General features: G+C 56.6%; 11 protein-coding genes. 9 read left to right on the top strand and 2 right to left on the bottom strand.

What is annotated here, in order from left to right; all coding sequences use genetic code 11:
* Window positions 1-150: 150 nt before the first annotated feature.
* The 8 genes from RZ35_RS15275 (at window position 151) to RZ35_RS15240 (ending at window position 9407) form a co-directional block, all read left to right on the top strand.
* The gene (locus RZ35_RS15275; protein WP_036153620.1) at window positions 151-1695 is read left to right on the top strand and encodes an ABC transporter substrate-binding protein; all 1545 of its coding nucleotides are present in this window, start codon (window positions 151-153) and stop codon (window positions 1693-1695) included.
* 63 nt (window positions 1696-1758) lie between these two features.
* Window positions 1759-2676: an ABC transporter permease gene (locus RZ35_RS15270; protein ID WP_026744108.1), complete on the top strand. Its 918-nt coding sequence runs from the start codon at window positions 1759-1761 to the stop codon at window positions 2674-2676.
* Window positions 2677-2685: 9 nt separating this feature from the next.
* A complete protein-coding gene (locus RZ35_RS15265; protein WP_026744107.1) occupies window positions 2686-3615 on the top strand; it encodes an ABC transporter permease in 930 nt (309 codons plus the stop codon).
* A gap of 10 nt (window positions 3616-3625) precedes the next feature.
* Entirely contained in the window at window positions 3626-4615 is a 990-nt protein-coding gene (locus RZ35_RS15260; protein ID WP_026744106.1) for an ABC transporter ATP-binding protein, read from the top strand.
* The gene (locus RZ35_RS15255) at window positions 4612-5487 is read left to right on the top strand and encodes an ATP-binding cassette domain-containing protein (protein ID WP_036153617.1); all 876 of its coding nucleotides are present in this window, start codon (window positions 4612-4614) and stop codon (window positions 5485-5487) included. The genes RZ35_RS15260 and RZ35_RS15255 overlap by 4 nt, the downstream gene beginning before the upstream one ends.
* Window positions 5488-5591: 104 nt before the next feature.
* Entirely contained in the window at window positions 5592-7022 is a 1431-nt protein-coding gene (locus RZ35_RS15250) for a M20 family metallopeptidase (protein WP_026744104.1), read from the top strand.
* Between the two features lie 128 nt (window positions 7023-7150).
* Window positions 7151-8083 (top strand): LysR family transcriptional regulator, encoded by a 933-nt coding sequence (locus tag RZ35_RS15245; protein ID WP_026744103.1) that lies wholly within the window; start codon window positions 7151-7153, stop codon window positions 8081-8083.
* 307 nt (window positions 8084-8390) lie between these two features.
* Complete coding sequence (locus RZ35_RS15240; protein ID WP_026744102.1) at window positions 8391-9407, top strand: 1-aminocyclopropane-1-carboxylate deaminase; 1017 nt, start codon at window positions 8391-8393, stop codon at window positions 9405-9407.
* Between the two features lie 84 nt (window positions 9408-9491).
* Here the strand turns inward: RZ35_RS15240 and RZ35_RS15235 are convergent, their stop codons facing one another.
* Together RZ35_RS15235 and RZ35_RS15230 are read right to left on the bottom strand one after the other, a co-directional pair.
* Entirely contained in the window at window positions 9492-10004 is a 513-nt protein-coding gene (locus RZ35_RS15235) for an Lrp/AsnC family transcriptional regulator (RefSeq protein ID WP_026744101.1), read from the bottom strand.
* Window positions 10005-10263: 259 nt separating this feature from the next.
* On the bottom strand, window positions 10264-11937 hold the full coding sequence (locus RZ35_RS15230) for a methyl-accepting chemotaxis protein (protein WP_051625599.1): 1674 nt from the start codon (window positions 11935-11937) through the stop codon (window positions 10264-10266).
* A 1835-nt stretch (window positions 11938-13772) separates the two neighbouring features.
* Here RZ35_RS15230 and RZ35_RS15225 point away from each other — a divergent pair.
* Window positions 13773-16553 carry a flavocytochrome c gene (locus RZ35_RS15225; protein WP_026744100.1) on the top strand — a complete coding sequence of 927 codons (2781 nt, stop codon included), beginning with the start codon at window positions 13773-13775 and terminating at the stop codon, window positions 16551-16553.
* The last annotated feature ends 44 nt before the right edge of the window (window positions 16554-16597 follow it).

The raw sequence follows: 16597 nt of genomic DNA, 5'->3' as shown, positions 1-16597 counted from the left end.
AGCAGCTCGGGTTAAGCGGTTTCTCATTATTAGAAAGCTTATATCTAAAATCAGTAAGGTTAGGAAGCCGGGGTTGGCTCCACTCTTGCAACTTCCTGTCGGAACGTAGGTGAGATTGTGGCGATTTAATTCTTTCATGAAGTGTATCGAATGGAGAATCCTATGGCTTGTTCACTGACAAGACAGATCAAACGCGGTGNTTTGTCTGCACTCCTCCTCGGCTGCGCATCTTCCAGCTATGCGGGAAAACAGAATGACACGCTGGTTTACGCCTCCGATAACGAGGTGGAAAACGTCAGCCCTTATCATAACAACCTTCGTGAAGGCGTGATCCTGGCCCACCTGGTCTGGGATACCCTGATCTATCGCGATCCCAAAACCGGCGAGTACAAACCTGAACTGGCCTCAGACTGGACTTGGGAATCGCCCACTTCTCTGCTGATACATCTGCGTAAAGGGATCACCTTCCACAACGGCGATCCCTTCACCGCGGAAGATGTGGCTTACACCTTCAACCATATTGCTGGCCCCGGGACGTCGTCGGTGATGCCGCAAAGCGTGGACTGGATCGACACCACCGAAAAGGTGGATGACTACACCGTCCGGCTGAAGCTGAAAAAACCGTTCCCCGCCGCGTTGGAATATCTCTCCGGCCCTACGCCTATCTATCCGTCAGCCTATTACCAGAAGGTGAAGCTGGCCGGATTCAGCCAGGCGCCCATCGGCACCGGCCCTTATAAAATCACCAAAGTCACCCCGGCTCAGGGCGTGAGTATGGAAAAGAACCCCGATTACTTTGCGGATAGCCCGCAGGGACAACCGAAAATCGGCAAGCTACAGTTTGTGGTCATCCGCGATCCGGAAACGCGACTGGCGCAGCTGATGACCGGTCAGGTGGACTGGATCTGGCGCGTGCCCGCCGACCAGATCACCTCGCTGGAGACCATGCCGAACCTTACCGTCAAAAGCGGTGAAACCATGCGCATCGGCTTTATGGCCTTAAACACTCACGCCAAAGGTCCGGGCGGCGAGCCGTTCAAGGATCTGCGCGTGCGTCAGGCGGTGAACTACGCCATCAACCGCGAGGCCATCGTCAACAATCTGGTGCGCGGCGGCAGTCAGCCGGTGTATTCCGCCTGCTTCCGTACCCAAACCGCCTGCGACACCAGCAAGGTCATCAAATATGACTACAACCCGGAGAAGGCAAAGCAGCTGCTGGCGGAAGCCGGTTATCCCAACGGCTTTGATACCGATATCTGGGCCTATCGCGAGCGCGACTATGCTGAAGCGATCATCGGCGATCTGCGCAAGGTCGGTATCCGTGCCCGTCTTCACTACGTTCAGTACACGGTGCTGGCGGCGGATCTCATTTCCGGTAAAGCGCCCATGGCGATCCGCNCCTGGGGATCGTTCTCCATCAACGATGCCGCCGCGTTCACCACGCCGTATTTCGGCGGTCGGGGCGATGATATTTGGAAAGACGCCGAGGTCACCGCCACACTGGCGAAGGCGGATGAAACGCTCGACCCCAAACAGCGCAGCGCCCTGTACGCAGAGGCGTTGGGGCGGATCTCCTCACAGGCTTACCTGGCGCCGATGTTCTCCTACTCCACCCACTACGCCTTCACCTCCGATCTGAACTTCGAGGATTGGCCGGATGAGCTGCCGCGCTTCGCGATGGCCAGCTGGAAATAAGACGTGAAACGAGCCGGAAGACGCGCGACGCCTTCCGGCGACGGCCCGCAGGAGGAGTGACTGATGCTTATCTATATTTTGCGACGGCTGCTGGTGGCGCTGGCGGTGCTATTCACGGTGGCCGTGGTCAGCTTTTCGCTTCTGCACCTATCGGGCGATCTGGCGGCCGCGATTGCGGGTCCGGACGCCTCCGCAGAGGTGATCGAGGGAATACGTCGGCAGTATGGGCTGGACCAGCCGCTGATCACCCAGTTCGGCCAGTGGATGTGGGCGGCGNTGCATCTGGATTTCGGCCGCTCGTTCTATTTCGAAAACACGGTGATGGAGCTGATTGGTCAGCGCATGCCGATCACGCTCAAGCTGGGCGGCGTCTCGCTGCTGCTGGCGCTGGTGGTGGCGATCCCGCTGGGCGTTCTGGCGGCGGTGTTCCGCAATACCTGGGTTGACCGAGGCGCTATGTTCATCGCCGTCATCGGGCAGGCGATGCCGAACTTCTGGTTCGCGCTGATCCTGATTCTGCTGTTCGCCGTCGGGCTGAAATGGCTGCCGGTGGCGGGCAACAGCAGCTGGCAAAACTTCGTCCTGCCCGCCGTCGCGTTGGGCTACTACGCCATGCCGTCGCTGATGCGACTGACGCGCTCCGGCATGCTTGACGTGCTGGGCGCGGACTATATCCGCACCGCCCGGGCCAAGGGGCTAAGCGCGTTTCGGGTGATCGTCAAGCATGGTCTGCGCAACGCCATCATCCCGGTGGTGGCGCTGGCGACGGTGGAACTGGGCTTTATGCTGGGCGGCTCGGTCGTGATCGAATCCGTGTTCGCGTTGCAAGGGCTGGGCCAGCTGGCCTGGGATTCGATCTCCCGCAACGACTTCCCGGTGGTGCAGGCCATCGTGCTGATTATCGCGGTGTTTTACATCGTATTGAGCTTTCTGGCGGATGTGCTGAATGCCGCGCTGGACCCTCGACTGCGGACGCAATAAGGAGCTTTCATGAAACCATCCTCACCGCTTCCCTCCGCCGTCATCGCATCGACGCCGCCCGACACGGTCCTTCTGCCCGAGCCGGGTCCGGCCCGGCGCTGGCTGCGGCGGATGATGGGCCATCACAGTATGGCGATAGGCGTGGTCATCCTCACCGTCATTATCGTGGCCGCGATACTGGCGCCGCTGATCAGCCCGCACGACCCCTATGCGCAAGACATCAGTCAGCGCCTGATCCCGCCGGTGTGGCATGAAAAGGGCGGCTGGGACCATCTTCTGGGCACCGACAAACTGGGGCGCGACTACCTGAGCCGCCTGTTGTACGGCGCGCAGGTCTCGCTGCTGATCGGACTGGTGTCCGTGCTGGTGGCCGGTTTCATCGGTATCACGCTGGGGGTGACGGCGGGCTATTTCGGCGGCCGCGTCGACGCGGTGGTCAGTTATATCCTGACCGTGCGTCTTTCCATGCCGGTCATTCTGGTGGCGCTGGCGATGGCGTCGATGGTGGGCGGTTCCGTCAAAGTCGTGATTATGCTGCTGGGACTGTTGCTGTGGGACCGCTTCCTCATTGTCTCCCGCTCGGTGACGCGCCAGCTGCGTGAGGCGGAGTTCGTGGCGGCGGCGAAAACATTGGGCGCATCATCCCTGTTCATCATGCTGCGCGAGATCCTGCCCAACCTGCTGGGGCCGCTGACGGTGGTCGCGACGCTGGAGATCGCCCACGCCATTCTGCTGGAGGCCACGCTGTCGTTTCTGGGGCTGGGCGTCCAGCCGCCGATGCCGTCGTGGGGGCTGATGGTCGCCGAAGGCAAGGCGTACATGTTTTTTCAGCCGTGGGTCATTCTGATACCGGGCGTCATGCTGGCGATACTGGTTCTGGGCATCAATCTGGTCGGGGATGGTCTGCGCGACATCACCGCGCTGGACGGACGGGGTTAAGGGGGCGGCGATGAATGATGACATTTTGCTGGATGTGAAGAACCTGCGGGTCGACTTGCCGACGCCGCGTGGCATGCTGCATGCGGTGCGCGGCATCGACTTCTCCGTGCGCCGGGGCGAGATGCTGTGTCTGGTCGGGGAGTCGGGCTGCGGCAAATCCATGACGTCGCTGGCACTGATGGATCTGTTGCCGCGAAAAGCCGTTCGCACGGCGGACCATATGCGTTTCAAAGGTCACGATCTGCAAGCGATGACGCCCCGCCAGCGGGCCGCGATGCGGGGCGACGAGATGGCGATGATTTTTCAGGAGCCGATGACGTCGCTCAACCCATCTTTCACGCTGGGCAATCAACTGTGTGAAACGCTGCTGGCGCACCGCAAGGTGTCGATGTCGACCGCGCGAGACCGGGCGGTGTGGCTGATGGAGCGCGTGGGCATTCCGATGGCGGCGGACCGGCTGAATCAATATCCCCATCAGCTGTCCGGCGGCCTGCGCCAGCGCATCATGATTGCGATGGCGCTGATGTGCGAGCCGGAACTGATCATTGCGGATGAACCCACCACGGCGCTGGACGTCACCATTCAGGCGCAAATTCTGCGGATGCTCCGCGCGCTGCAACAGGAGTTCGGCACCGCGGTGATCTTCATTACCCACGACCTGGGCGTAGTGGCCCGCATCGCCGATCGCGTGTCGGTCATGTACGCCGGGCAGATCGTCGAAACCGCCCCCGTGATGCCGCTGTTTCATCAGCCGCAGCACCCTTACACGCGCGGGCTGCTCGACTGCATTCCGGTGCAGGGGAAGACGATGCCGGGGCAACCCCTTCGCGCCATTCCCGGCGTGGTGCCGAGCCTGGTCGGGCCGCAGCAGGGCTGTGCTTTCTTCAATCGCTGTTCGCGCTGTACTGACGCCTGCCGTCGGGACATCCCTTATGTCGATGTCACCGACGCGCACGCGGTGCGCTGTGTTCAGGCCCAAAAGACCGTGGAGGCGCTATGACGATAGATAGTGTAGAAGGGCTGCGGGCGCCCTCGCCGCCGCATATTCCGGGCAATGAGGATCTGGCGCTGGAGCTGTGCGTGCTCAGCCGGGTCTTTCGCCTGAATCGCGGCATCTTCACGAAACCGGGAGAAATCCGCGCCGTGAACAACGTCTCGTTGCGCATCCGGCGGGGAGAAACGCTCGGGCTGGTGGGCGAGTCGGGCTGCGGCAAAAGCACGCTGGCGAAGATGTTGCTGGGACTGCTGCCGCCGACCTCCGGCAACGTGTTGATCGAGGGGCGTGAAATCGACGCGGGCGACCGTAAAGCGCTGGCGTCGCGCATCCAGCCCATCTTTCAGGACCCATACTCATCGCTGAATCCGCGCCGCACCGTGGCGGATATCGTGGAGGTGGCGCTGCGGCTGCACAACATGGGGACGCCGGAGGAGCGCAAAACACGAGTGAAAGAGATGCTGGACGTCGTGGGTATGCCCGCGCGGACGCACCAGCAATATCCTGGACAGCTGTCCGGCGGTCAGCGCCAACGGGTGGCGATCGCCCGGGCATTGATCATGCGGCCGGCCATTCTGATCTGCGACGAGCCGACCTCCGCGCTGGACGTTTCCGTGCAGGCGCAGATCCTCAATCTGCTGCTGGCGCTCAAGCAGGAGTTCGGACTGACCTACCTGTTCATCAGCCACAACCTGTCCGTCGTGGAGCATCTGGTCGACCATGTCGCCGTCATGCAAAAAGGCACGATTGTGGAGCAGGGGACGCGTGAGCAGATCTTCCGTTCGCCGCAGCATCCTTATACCAAAACGCTGCTGGCGTCGGTGCTGACGCCAGAGCCGGGGTTGGGCATCCCGGATATCAGCCAGTTCGGCGAGTAAGGCCAACGACACGNCGCGCGACCGTCAGGGAGCCGGGCCGGGGCCTTGCTCTCCGTGCCGCTGCGTGCCGAATCACTATCATCGAAAGAGAGGACGGACAAATTATGACGCGTGAAGACACGATCCGAGCAGCGGAAGAGTATTTCAACAGCGGCGCGTTCAGCGAGACGCTGGCGCGCCGGGTAGCCTATCGAACGGAGAGTCAGGACGAGGGAACCGGGGCGGTGTTGATGGCCTATCTGACGGAAGAGATGGTGCCGCGTTTGCAGGCCATCGGTTTCGACTGCCGAATTGTGGACAACCCGATAGCGGGGAAAAGTCCCTTCCTGCTGGCCCGGCGGCTGGAAGCCGACGCGCCCTTGACGGTGCTGACCTATGGTCACGGCGATGTGGTGCGGGGCTATGACGATCAGTGGCGCAGCGGGCTGTCGCCGTGGCGGCTGGTGCAGGACGGCAATCGCTGGTATGGCCGCGGGACGGCGGATAACAAGGGCCAGCACACCATTAATCTGGCGGCGCTCGAACAGGTGCTGAAAGGCCGCCACGATCGTCTGGGCTACAACATCAAGCTGATTCTGGAGATGGGGGAAGAAGCCGGATCGCCGGGGTTGAACGACGTCTGCGCGCAGTACCGTGACTGGCTGGCGGCCGATCTGTTCATCGCCTCGGATGGCCCACGCATCTCCGCCGTACGTCCCACGCTGTTTCTGGGATCGCGCGGCGTGTTTAATTTCGAGCTGCGGCTGACGCCGCGCGAGGGCGGTCATCACTCCGGCAACTGGGGAGGACTGCTGAGCAACCCAGGCATTCGACTGGCGCACGCCATCGCCTGTCTGGTCGATGCGCGGGGACGAATTCTGGTGCCGGGGCTGCGGCCTCCGGCGGTGTCGGAGAGTTTGCGCCAGATACTGGCGGATATCGAACTGGGCGGCGGGCCGACCGACCCGGAGGTTGACCCGCAGTGGGGNGAGCCGGGGCTGACGTCGGCCGAGAAAGTGTATGGGTGGAATACGCTGGATGTGCTGGCCTATGTCACCGGCAATCCCGACAAACCGGCGCACGCCATTCCGCCTTCCGCCTCGGCGCATTGCCATATGCGTTACGNGGTCGGCAGCGACGTGGCGCACTTTGCGCAACATCTGCGGCAGCATCTGGACGCCAATGGGTTCGCGGACGTCGAGATCGTCAACGCCGTCAGCTGCTATCAGGCCACCCGGCTCGACCCTAACGNCCTGTGGGTGGAGTGGGGCGCGACGTCAATCGCNCGCACCTCCGGAAAAGCGCCAGCCGTGTTGCCCAACTTCGGCGGCGGGCTGCCGAACGCCTGTTTTTCGGAAACGCTGGGTCTGCCGACGCTGTGGGTGCCGCACTCCTATCCGGCCTGCTCGCAGCATGCGCCCAACGAACACATTCTGGCGGACATGACGCTGGAGGCGCTGCGGATCATGACCGGGCTGTTTTGGGACTTGGCCGAACAGGGTGCGGAGCAGCTGTGCCTACGCCGGCAGGCTGAGTCCACGCAGACCACCGCCTGACGCGCAGCTGACTCATCCCCCGCGGGGTTATCGCGCCTGTTCTGGTTGACGCCGGAGCGGGCGCGGTTCGTTGAGGGAGAGAAAGGGGGTAGACTTTGACAACCCCTTCGAGATGAACGGAGCGACCGATGCACAATAACGAAATTCGTTACTTCATGGCCGTGGCGAGCACCGGATCGCTGAGCGCCGCCAGCCAGCAGCTGTTCGTCGCGGTTTCGGCCATCAGCCGTCAGATCCAGCAGTTGGAGCATCGGCTTGGCGCGCCGTTATTCGAACGGCATCCGCGCGGCATGGTGCTGAACGCGGCGGGCCAGATTCTGGAACATCACGTGCGGCGCAGTATGGCGGATATGGAGCTGGCGGTGGCCGAAATCGAAGGGTTGAAATCGGTTCGCCAAACCACCATTCGGGTCGTTTGCACCGACGGTATCGCCTTTAATTTGATGCCGACGCTGTTGGCGAAGTTTCGTCTGACGCACTCATCGGTCAACTTCGTGCTGACGGTGGGTTCCACGCGGCAGGTGCCGGATCTGGTGCGCAACGGCGAATGCGATGTGGCGCTCAAATTCAGCCTGTCGTTGGAGCACGGCGTCGACATCGTCGCCTCGTATCCGGCGCCGGTGCTGGTGATCATGCAGGACTCGCATCCGCTGGCGCATGTCGGGCTTAAACTGGCCGATCTGAACGGCTATCCGGTCGCGTTGCCGGATCAGGCCGCCACCATCCGTCAACTGTTCGATCTCTCCTGTCGCATGAACGGCGTATTCATCGACCCGATACTGACCTGTAATCACTTTTCCACTCTCTATGAGTTTGTGCTGAATACACCGGATGCCGTCGCTATCTGCAGCCATTTTTCGGTGTTGTACCGAGTGCGTAGCGATGGATTGCAGATGCGCTCGATCGACGGCGAACCCTTCAGTCAGCGGACCATGCAGATTCAAACCGATGCGGCCAAACCGCGCACGGCGGCGCTGAACGACTTCTGCGATTTTCTCAAACGGGAACTGGCCGAGCAGGATGAGCGAATACGCCGGGAGTATGCCATCTCCGCCCGCTGAGCGCAGAGGGTGAGGGCGCCGCGCGTGGGGTTTCACCATGTTCGTCCCCCCGCGAATGCAGAGGATAAAATACGGGGATAGCTCGCTGGGTTTTTGAGGGTGAATTTAATTTCTTTAAGGATATTTTTTGCGGATTTATTAGCGTTTTCACGCTTATTTTTTGAAATTTAGAGCAGGTATTGGGTATTTTTTTGCAATTTTAATCACTCCACATTCGGGTAGTATCTAACGCAAGGGGCAGTCTTTTTCCCGTAAATCGTGACCACCTGTGACTACTATGTTCCCTATTACCTGTCGGAGCCTGATGATGAATTTAGAAAAATTCCCGCGTTATCCGTTAACTTTCGGACCGTCGCCGATTACGCCGATGAAACGACTCAGCGAGTATCTGGGCGGTGAAGTTGAAATCTATGCCAAGCGCGAAGATTGCAATAGCGGTCTGGCCTTCGGCGGCAATAAGACGCGCAAGTTGGAGTATCTGATCCCCGAGGCGCTGGAGAAGGGCTGCGACACGTTGGTCTCCATCGGCGGTATTCAGTCGAACCAGACGCGCCAGGTGGCGGCGGTCGCCGCGCATCTGGGGATGAAATGTATTTTGGTGCAGGAAAACTGGGTGAATTACGCCGACGCCGTCTATGATCGCGTGGGGAACATCGAGCTGTCCCGGATCATGGGGGCGGATGTGCGTCTTGACGCCGCGGGATTCGATATCGGCATCCGTCAAAGCTGGAAGGATGCGATGGACGAATCGGCGAAGAACGGCGGGAAACCCTTCCCAATCCCCGCCGGCTGTTCTGAACATCCTTACGGCGGCCTCGGCTTCGTCGGTTTCGCGGAAGAAGTGCGCGAGCAGGAAAAAGCGCTGGGATTTAAATTCGACTATATCGTCGTGTGCTCGGTCACCGGGAGTACGCAGGCGGGGATGGTGGTGGGGTTTGCCGCCGACGGCCGTGCGCGCAACGTTATCGGGATTGACGCCTCGGCCAAGCCGGAGCAGACCAAGGCGCAGATCCTGCGTATTGCCCAGCAGACGGCCGACCTGGTCGAGCTGGGACAGGCGATTACCGAAGATGATGTGGTGCTGGATACCCGTTACGGCGGCCCGGAATACGGCCTGCCCAATGAAGGCACGCTGGAAGCGATTCGTCTGTGCGGGCGTCTGGAAGGCGTATTGACCGATCCGGTGTACGAAGGAAAATCCATGCAGGGGATGATCGATAAAATTCGCCGCGGCGAATTCCCTAAAGGCGCCAAAGTGCTCTATGCCCATCTGGGCGGCGCGCCGGCGTTGAGCGCCTATAGCTATATATTCCGCAACGGCTAAGGGCACCACGGTGTGGCGATAACAGCCCGCGTGACGCGGGCTTTTTCATGTCAGGCAAACAGGAGACTGCTGGAAAATCGGTATTCAGAACGGTAGCTGAGTGGTGGACAACACTTCCCGCAGGCCGATGAACGACCGAATTTGGCGCACGCCTGGCAGGAACAGCAGTTGTTCGGCGTGCAGGCGGTTAAAACTCTGGTTGTCCTTGGTGCGGATCATCAGCATGTAGTCGAACTCGCCGGTGACGACGTGACACTCCATGCAGCCGCTGATCTGCTGAACCGACGTCTCGAAATCCTTAAATGCGCCGGGGGTAGACCTGTCCAGCACGACGCCGATGATGACGACCATGCCCGCATTCAGCGCCTCGGGGTCGAGCAATGCGACATAACCTTTGATCAGACCCAGCTGTTTCAGCCGCTCCACGCGCCGCAGGGTGGCGGGAGGACTGAGGTTTACGTTCTCCGCCAGTGCGACGTTAGAGATGGACGAGTCGGCTTGTAGTAGCCGCAGAATGGTCACATCGAAGCGATCCAGCTCGTAACGCCTGGTCCTGTTATCCGCATCGACGGGCGACGCATCAGATTTGAATTTCATGAGTTCCTCACAAAAGCCGTCGAAGCGGCGTTGCCGCGTGATTGCGTCAGTTCCGACTTTGTCGGTGAATCACTTCGCCCCGTGGCGCCTGTTCCTATTAAAAACCATAAAAAAAGCCGTGGACAAGCAATATCATTAAATCGAATGGAGAGCCGCGTGGAAAGGGAAACTTGGCAGGATAAAGTAAAACGGCTCCCCGGTGGATCGGAGAGCCGTCACGATGTGACGCGGATGGCGTCAGGGCGTGGTTAGCGTGGGGTTAGAACTTTTCCCAGTTTCCGTCTGACGGCGTGCCCGAGCCTAGTTTTCTCGGCGCGATAGCCGGTGCGGACTGAGCCGGTTTGCCCGGCGCGGGGACTTTGGTACGCGATTCGGACTCTGCTAACTGGAAGATGGAAACCACTTCCGTCAGGCGACGCGCCTGATCTTCCAGCGACGATGACGCGGTGGTGGACTCTTCCACCAACGCGGCGTTCTGCTGCGTCACGCTGTCCATTTCGATGACGGCCTGACCGACCTGAGTAATGCCCTTGCTCTGCTCGTTCGAGGCGGATGCAATTTCACCCATGATGTCGGTGACGTTGGTGATGGCGCGAACAATGTTGCCCATCGCGTCGCCCGCCTGAGTGACCTGCTCAGAGCCGATTTTCACGTTGCTGACGGACTCATCGATCAGCCCTTCGATCTCTTTGGCCGCTTCGGCGCTGCGCTGCGCCAGGCTGCGAACTTCGCTGGCGACGACGGCAAAGCCTCGACCCTGTTCACCGGCACGCGCCGCTTCAACGGCGGCGTTCAGCGCCAGAATGTTGGTCTGGAACGCGATGCTGTTGATGACGTTGATGATATCCGCGATTTTCTTCGAGCTGCCGCTGATGTTGTTCATCGTTTTGATGACATCACTGACGACGCTACCGCCTTCATTTGCCGTTTTAGAAGCGTTCTGCGCCAATACGCTGGCTTGGTTCGCGTTTTCTGCGTTCTGTTTCACCACGGCGCTGAGCTCTTCCATGCTGGCAGCGGTTTGCTCCAGCGCAGAGGCCTGCTCTTCCGTACGAGAGGACAGGTCGGTGTTGCCTGCGGAAATTTCACCCGAGCTGCGATAAATTTCGTCGGCGCTCATGCGAATGTCGGAAACGGTATTGATCCAGTTTCCCTGCATCTGTTGTACGAACGGGATCAGGCTGCCGACGCAGTTTTTGCCGAAGTCTGCAATTTTGGTATGTAGCTGACCTATGGCCAGCACCTGCAGATGTTGTTTGATCTGATCAAGCGGACGCACCACAAACTTGGCCAGGTAACGATCGGTCAGCAGCACGATGATCAGGCCGACAGCCAGCGCCGCCATCAGAATATATTCACACCATTTCACCCAGTTGCCGATGCGGTCCTGAGCTTCGGTCTTCAGCGTGCCGATGACGGTGTTGTATTGAGTGATGGCCGTGGTGAACTCAGCACGCAGCGGGCTGTATGTCTGTTCCGCAATCTGCTTATAGGTATCCAGGCGATCGGCTGCCAGCGCATCGTACATCGGTACAACGGCTTCGCTGTAGAGACGCTGTGAGCTGTTATAGATCGCGTCGATTGTGACTTTATTAATGTTGGCGTGATCGGTCACCTGAAACTGCGCCAGTCCCGCTTTCAAACGCGCGATTTCTGCCGCGGCTTGCTGCATTCCCGACTTAAACCCGTCTGGGTTGTTATTGAGTTTTTGCTCCATGGCTCGGTCCAGGATGTTCTGGACCCGGTAATACTGTCCGCTGGCGCCGTTGATGATATCGCCGTTGTCCTGTTGGACGTTGGTCAGTTCGATTTCTGAGGTCAGCTGGCCCAGAGAGTAAAGTGCGAAGGCTGATACGCCTCCCCATAATAAAGAGAACAGGATAAGGATAAGAACCATCATGGTTCTGATCTTGATGTCACGAATAAAATTCATAGTCGTAGCCCTGGAGTATTGAGTATGAGTTCTTGAATAATCAGAACTATGTTTTATGCATCCATTCATTGGGACGCTTGTGGGGGAACACGCGAGCCAGATATAAATCCATCAACGTTTCATTTCTTCAATGCAGTTATCGGCAAACAGGTAATCGACTTCATCGCTTTTTTTCGAAAAGAAGGTAATTAAATGTCAACGAAAGTTTCAGGATTTAATATATTTCTGGGGTGATGATGATCAGCGAAACTATTATTAAATCCGTAATAGCGTAGCGCTTTTAATCTAATAGTCGAAAGCTTGGTGATTAGGTTGTTCATTGCCGTTTGGTGCAGTAGACGGCCGAGTTTTATAAAAAGTAAAAAAAAAGCCGCAGATAAGGTGGGGAAAGCGTCGACTTCTTGAGGTTTTTTTATATCTCTATGATTATAAAAATTATTTTTTCTTGTGTTTTGGGTCGAAATAAAGATGAGAGAATGCCAGGAAATTAATAAATCACGGTAATGTTTAGGGCTAAACTAAAACGAAAAAATTCAGATGCAGGCTAATCATCAACCTTATTGAGTCTGATCCGAAAATGAACCGAGATGAACAGTTATCCCTTGAGTGTGCCATTACGGCTGGAAATGTTAATTTTTGTGACGGATCTTGGCCAGGCCGGGTTAGCGAGAGAGTGCCGCACGTTTTTTATGAAAAGTTGAGCGGTGAGTAAAAACAGCACAGTTTATGAGGAGGGATTCAAAATGGATTCCACACCTATTTATCTAAAAATGGATAATATAAATTTTAATACATTTAGAGAAGTTGTTAGACGCATGGGGGAGGTATGTCTAAAAATAGGATAAACGGGGAAACAGTAAAGTGCGGAATGACCCTTTATTATCTTGATCGCCTTTTTTAATAATGATAATCCGTTTTTTAAATAAATATCCGGGCAGAGAAGTCATATTCATCTCCGCACCATTCTCAAATAATTGTCGTTCTCATTGAATGCACGGGAAAATGACTCGCTCATTCCTCACCGAGCAGATCTCGTTGCCCTCAAGATGTTCTCTGTGAAAATTTCAATAAAGAGGGACTGACATTCGATCCTTCTGGTCAATGTTCTGCGTCTTGATATAAGCCCTGTGCCGATTTATCAGCAATAAAATACCGTCGAAATAACGACTAATCATACTGAGGAAAATCCATACAAAGGCCTGCTTTTTTATGTTGCCCTCTCAGGAAGGGATTTCGTTGAAAGAATGTACAGAAAGAAAAAACTGGCGTTTATTAAACGCCATCACCATGTTATGCGGCTAATAAATACCCTGTCTTCCGGAGGGGGAATATATTCAATGAAGTCTCGCTTCTCTTTTTTAAAAGATTAACATTATGATTTTTATGTGAAATTTATGGTGTTGTTTGCATCTGAGATCGACTATTGACGTTCAGAATAGGCCAGTTCAAGAGGGGAGTACATAAAACCAGCAGCGCCGGAAATAGCCGTTAATCCTATGTGGGTATGTGGGATGTTGTGAAATAAGCGAATAAAAAACGGCAGGGCGCGCTTAACGAACACGTTGAAGAAATAAATGACATGTCATTTTATCGCCGATAAAACCCTACACTTTATAATGTTTTTACATTAAACACTTTTATTTAAACAGAGTGGTAACATAACTGCAAATACTAAATAATTAAGACATTAAAAAAAAAGTATTATGACATTAAAAAAACCACATAATAAAAGAATAATAATCGTAGGCAAATAAAACACGAACAATAAAAAGGCAGCCTGCCATTTCCGAATTTAAGAATTTGCTAAAAATTTGTGAAAATTAGGTGGTATTTTAATGACAAACATTAACGATAGATTATTGCAGCCGTTCACGTTGCCTAATGGCGTCACCCTGGAAAACCGGGTCGTTATGGCGCCAATGACAACTTGCACCGGCTTTTTTGATGGTTCCGTCACCAGGGAACTCATCGAATACTATCAGGTGCGTTCCGGTAAGATCGGCGCGCTGATTGTGGAATGCTGCTTCATCGACGATCGCGGACGGGCTTTCCCTGGCGCGATCGGTATTGATGACGACAACAAGATTGAAGGGTTGTCCAAAGTCGCGAGCGCGGTCAAAGAACAGGGTTCTAAAGCTATCCTGCAGATCTACCACGGCGGACGCATGGTCGATCCTAAACTCATCGGCGGCGAATCTCCGGTAGGGCCGAGCGCCGNTGCCGCACCTCGCCCCGGCGCGCCGACGCCTATCGAGCTGACGGCGGATGAAGTGGAAGAGATGGTCGCTAAGTTTGGTCGCGCCATTCATCGCGCTATCCAGGCCGGATTCGACGGTGTGGAAATCCACGGCGCCAACACCTATCTGATTCAGCAGTTCTATTCTCCGCACTCCAACCGCCGTGAAGACAAATGGGGCGGCAGCCGCGACAACCGTACTCGCTTCCCGATGGCCGTGCTGGATATCGCACACCAGATGAAAGACAAGTATGCCGATCCGTCTTTCATCATCGGCTACCGTTTCTCGCCGGAAGAGCTGGAAGAGCCGGGTATCCGTTTCGACGATACCCTGTACCTGCTGGAAAAATTGGCAGCGCGCGGTCTGGACTACGTGCACTTCTCCATGGGCCACACTCTGCGTCCTTCTATCGTCGATACCGAGTCCGCGACCCCGCTGATCGAAAAATATATTGCTATGCGTTCCGACACGCTGGCGCAGGTGCCGGTCGTGGGCGTCGGCGGCATCGTCAACAAGGCGGATGCCGATGTCGCGCTGGAGCACGGTTATGATCTGGTTGCGGTGGGTAAAGGTTGCATCGCCTACCCGGACTGGATGGATCGCATCACTGCGCAGGAACACATCGACCTCTACATCGACAGCACCAAGCGTGAAGAACTGACTATCCCGGAACCGCTGTGGCGCTTCTCGCTGGTTGAAAGCATGATCCGCGATATGAGCCTGAACGCTAAAAAGTTCAAGGCGGGTGTCTACCAGGAGAAAGTGCAGGACAACGATAAAGAACTCATCGTTAACGTCAGCCTGGAAAAAGACCACATCAAAGATATCGCGCTGGCCGATACCGCCGGATGGGATGATGAGCTGATCGGCAGCTTTGAAATCATCAGAACCCGTATTCTTGATGCCAATAGTTCGCACGTCGACGCCGTGACCGGCGCCACAGAACAGAGCGAAGCCATCAAAAAAGCGGTGACGAAGGCGATGACGAAGTCGTTTAAAGAAGCGATTATCGAAGAGGGCGGCAACCCGGACGAAGTCCAGCAGTACGACGTGGTTGTCGTCGGCAGCGGCGGCGCGGGTCTGGCGACGGCGATTCAGGCCGCTGATGATGGCGCCAAAGTGCTGATTGTCGAAAAAATGCCGGTGATTGGCGGGAACACGATCAAAGCCTCTGCGGGGATGAACGCAGCGGAAACACGTTTCCAGAAAATAAAAGGGATCGTCGACGATAAAGAGCTGTTCTACAACGAAACGCTGAAAAGCGGCCAGAACAAGAACAACCCTGAACTGGTGAAATACTTCGTTGAACACGCCCACGAAGCCATCGACTGGCTGGCCGATCGCAACATCGAGTTGAGCGACCTGACGACCACCGGCGGCATGAGCGTCGACCGAACTCACCGTCCGGCCAGCGGCGCGGCGGTAGGCGGCTACCTGATCAGCGGACTGGTGAAAAACCTCAACCAGCGCAACATCGACGTGATGTTGGAAACGTCTGTCACCGAGATTTTGCAGGAAGAGGGTAAGGTTTCCGGCGTTCGCACCCTCAACGACGAAAACGAAGAGCGCGTCATTCCGACGAAGACCGTGATCATGGCGACCGGCGGATTCAGCGCCAACCAGGACTTGGTGGTGAAATACCGTCCGGACCTGAAAGGCTTTGTAACGACGAACCACAAAGGCGCCACCGGTAGCGGGATTACCTTGCTGGAAGCGCTGGGCGCGGATACCGTCGACATGGGTGAAATTCAGATCCACCCGACGGTGGAGCAGAATACGTCTTATCTGATCTCTGAATCTATCCGCGGCGGCGGTGCGATTCTGGTTTCCCAAAGCGGTCAGCGTTTCTTTAATGAATTGGAAACGCGTGACAAGGTGTCTGCGAGCATTATCAACCTGCCGGAAAAATACGCCTATATCGTCTTTGACGATCACGTCAAAGAGAAAAACATGGCGGTCGGCGAATATGTTGCTCAGGGCTTCGTCGAAGTCGAAGACTCCATTGCGGCGTTGGCTGACCGGTTGGAAATTGAACCTGCCGAGCTGACCAAAACCATCGAACGTTACAACACGTTTGTTGAAAAACAGCACGATGACGATTTCGGCAGAACGACCGCGTTGCGTAACCCGATCAACAAAGGACCGTTCTACGCCATCAAGATCGCCCCGGGCGTTCATCATACGATGGGTGGCGTGGTTGTAAACACGGCAACCGAAGTGCTGAATAGCAATAAAGAGGTTATTCAGGGCGCCTACGCCGCGGGTGAAGTGGTCGGCGGCATTCACGGCGCCAACCGCATCGGCGGAAACGCCGTGGCCGATATCATCATCTTCGGTATTCAGGCCGGTAAACAAGCGGCGGCATATGCTAAACGGTAACGTCGGGTCATAGCGTACGCAGTCCACAGGCGGGGCAAAGTTGT

The sequence above is a fragment of the Lonsdalea quercina subsp. quercina genome, from assembly GCF_000688655.1.
Classification (GTDB): Bacteria; Pseudomonadota; Gammaproteobacteria; order Enterobacterales; family Enterobacteriaceae; genus Lonsdalea; species Lonsdalea quercina.
This window is presented reverse-complemented; position numbering and strand designations above follow the sequence as displayed.

What these genes read in the sequence shown, in the direction of transcription:
- RZ35_RS15265 (WP_026744107.1), top strand. Translation starts at nt 2,686, where the DNA reads ATGAAACCATCCTCACCGCTTCCCTCCGCCGTCATCGCATCGACGCCG.
- RZ35_RS15260 (WP_026744106.1), top strand. Translation starts at nt 3,626, where the DNA reads ATGAATGATGACATTTTGCTGGATGTGAAGAACCTGCGGGTCGACTTG.
- RZ35_RS15255 (WP_036153617.1), top strand. Translation starts at nt 4,612, where the DNA reads ATGACGATAGATAGTGTAGAAGGGCTGCGGGCGCCCTCGCCGCCGCAT.
- RZ35_RS15245 (WP_026744103.1), top strand. Translation starts at nt 7,151, where the DNA reads ATGCACAATAACGAAATTCGTTACTTCATGGCCGTGGCGAGCACCGGA.
- RZ35_RS15240 (WP_026744102.1), top strand. Translation starts at nt 8,391, where the DNA reads ATGAATTTAGAAAAATTCCCGCGTTATCCGTTAACTTTCGGACCGTCG.
- RZ35_RS15235 (WP_026744101.1), bottom strand. Translation starts at nt 10,004, where the DNA reads ATGAAATTCAAATCTGATGCGTCGCCCGTCGATGCGGATAACAGGACC.
- RZ35_RS15230 (WP_051625599.1), bottom strand. Translation starts at nt 11,937, where the DNA reads ATGAATTTTATTCGTGACATCAAGATCAGAACCATGATGGTTCTTATC.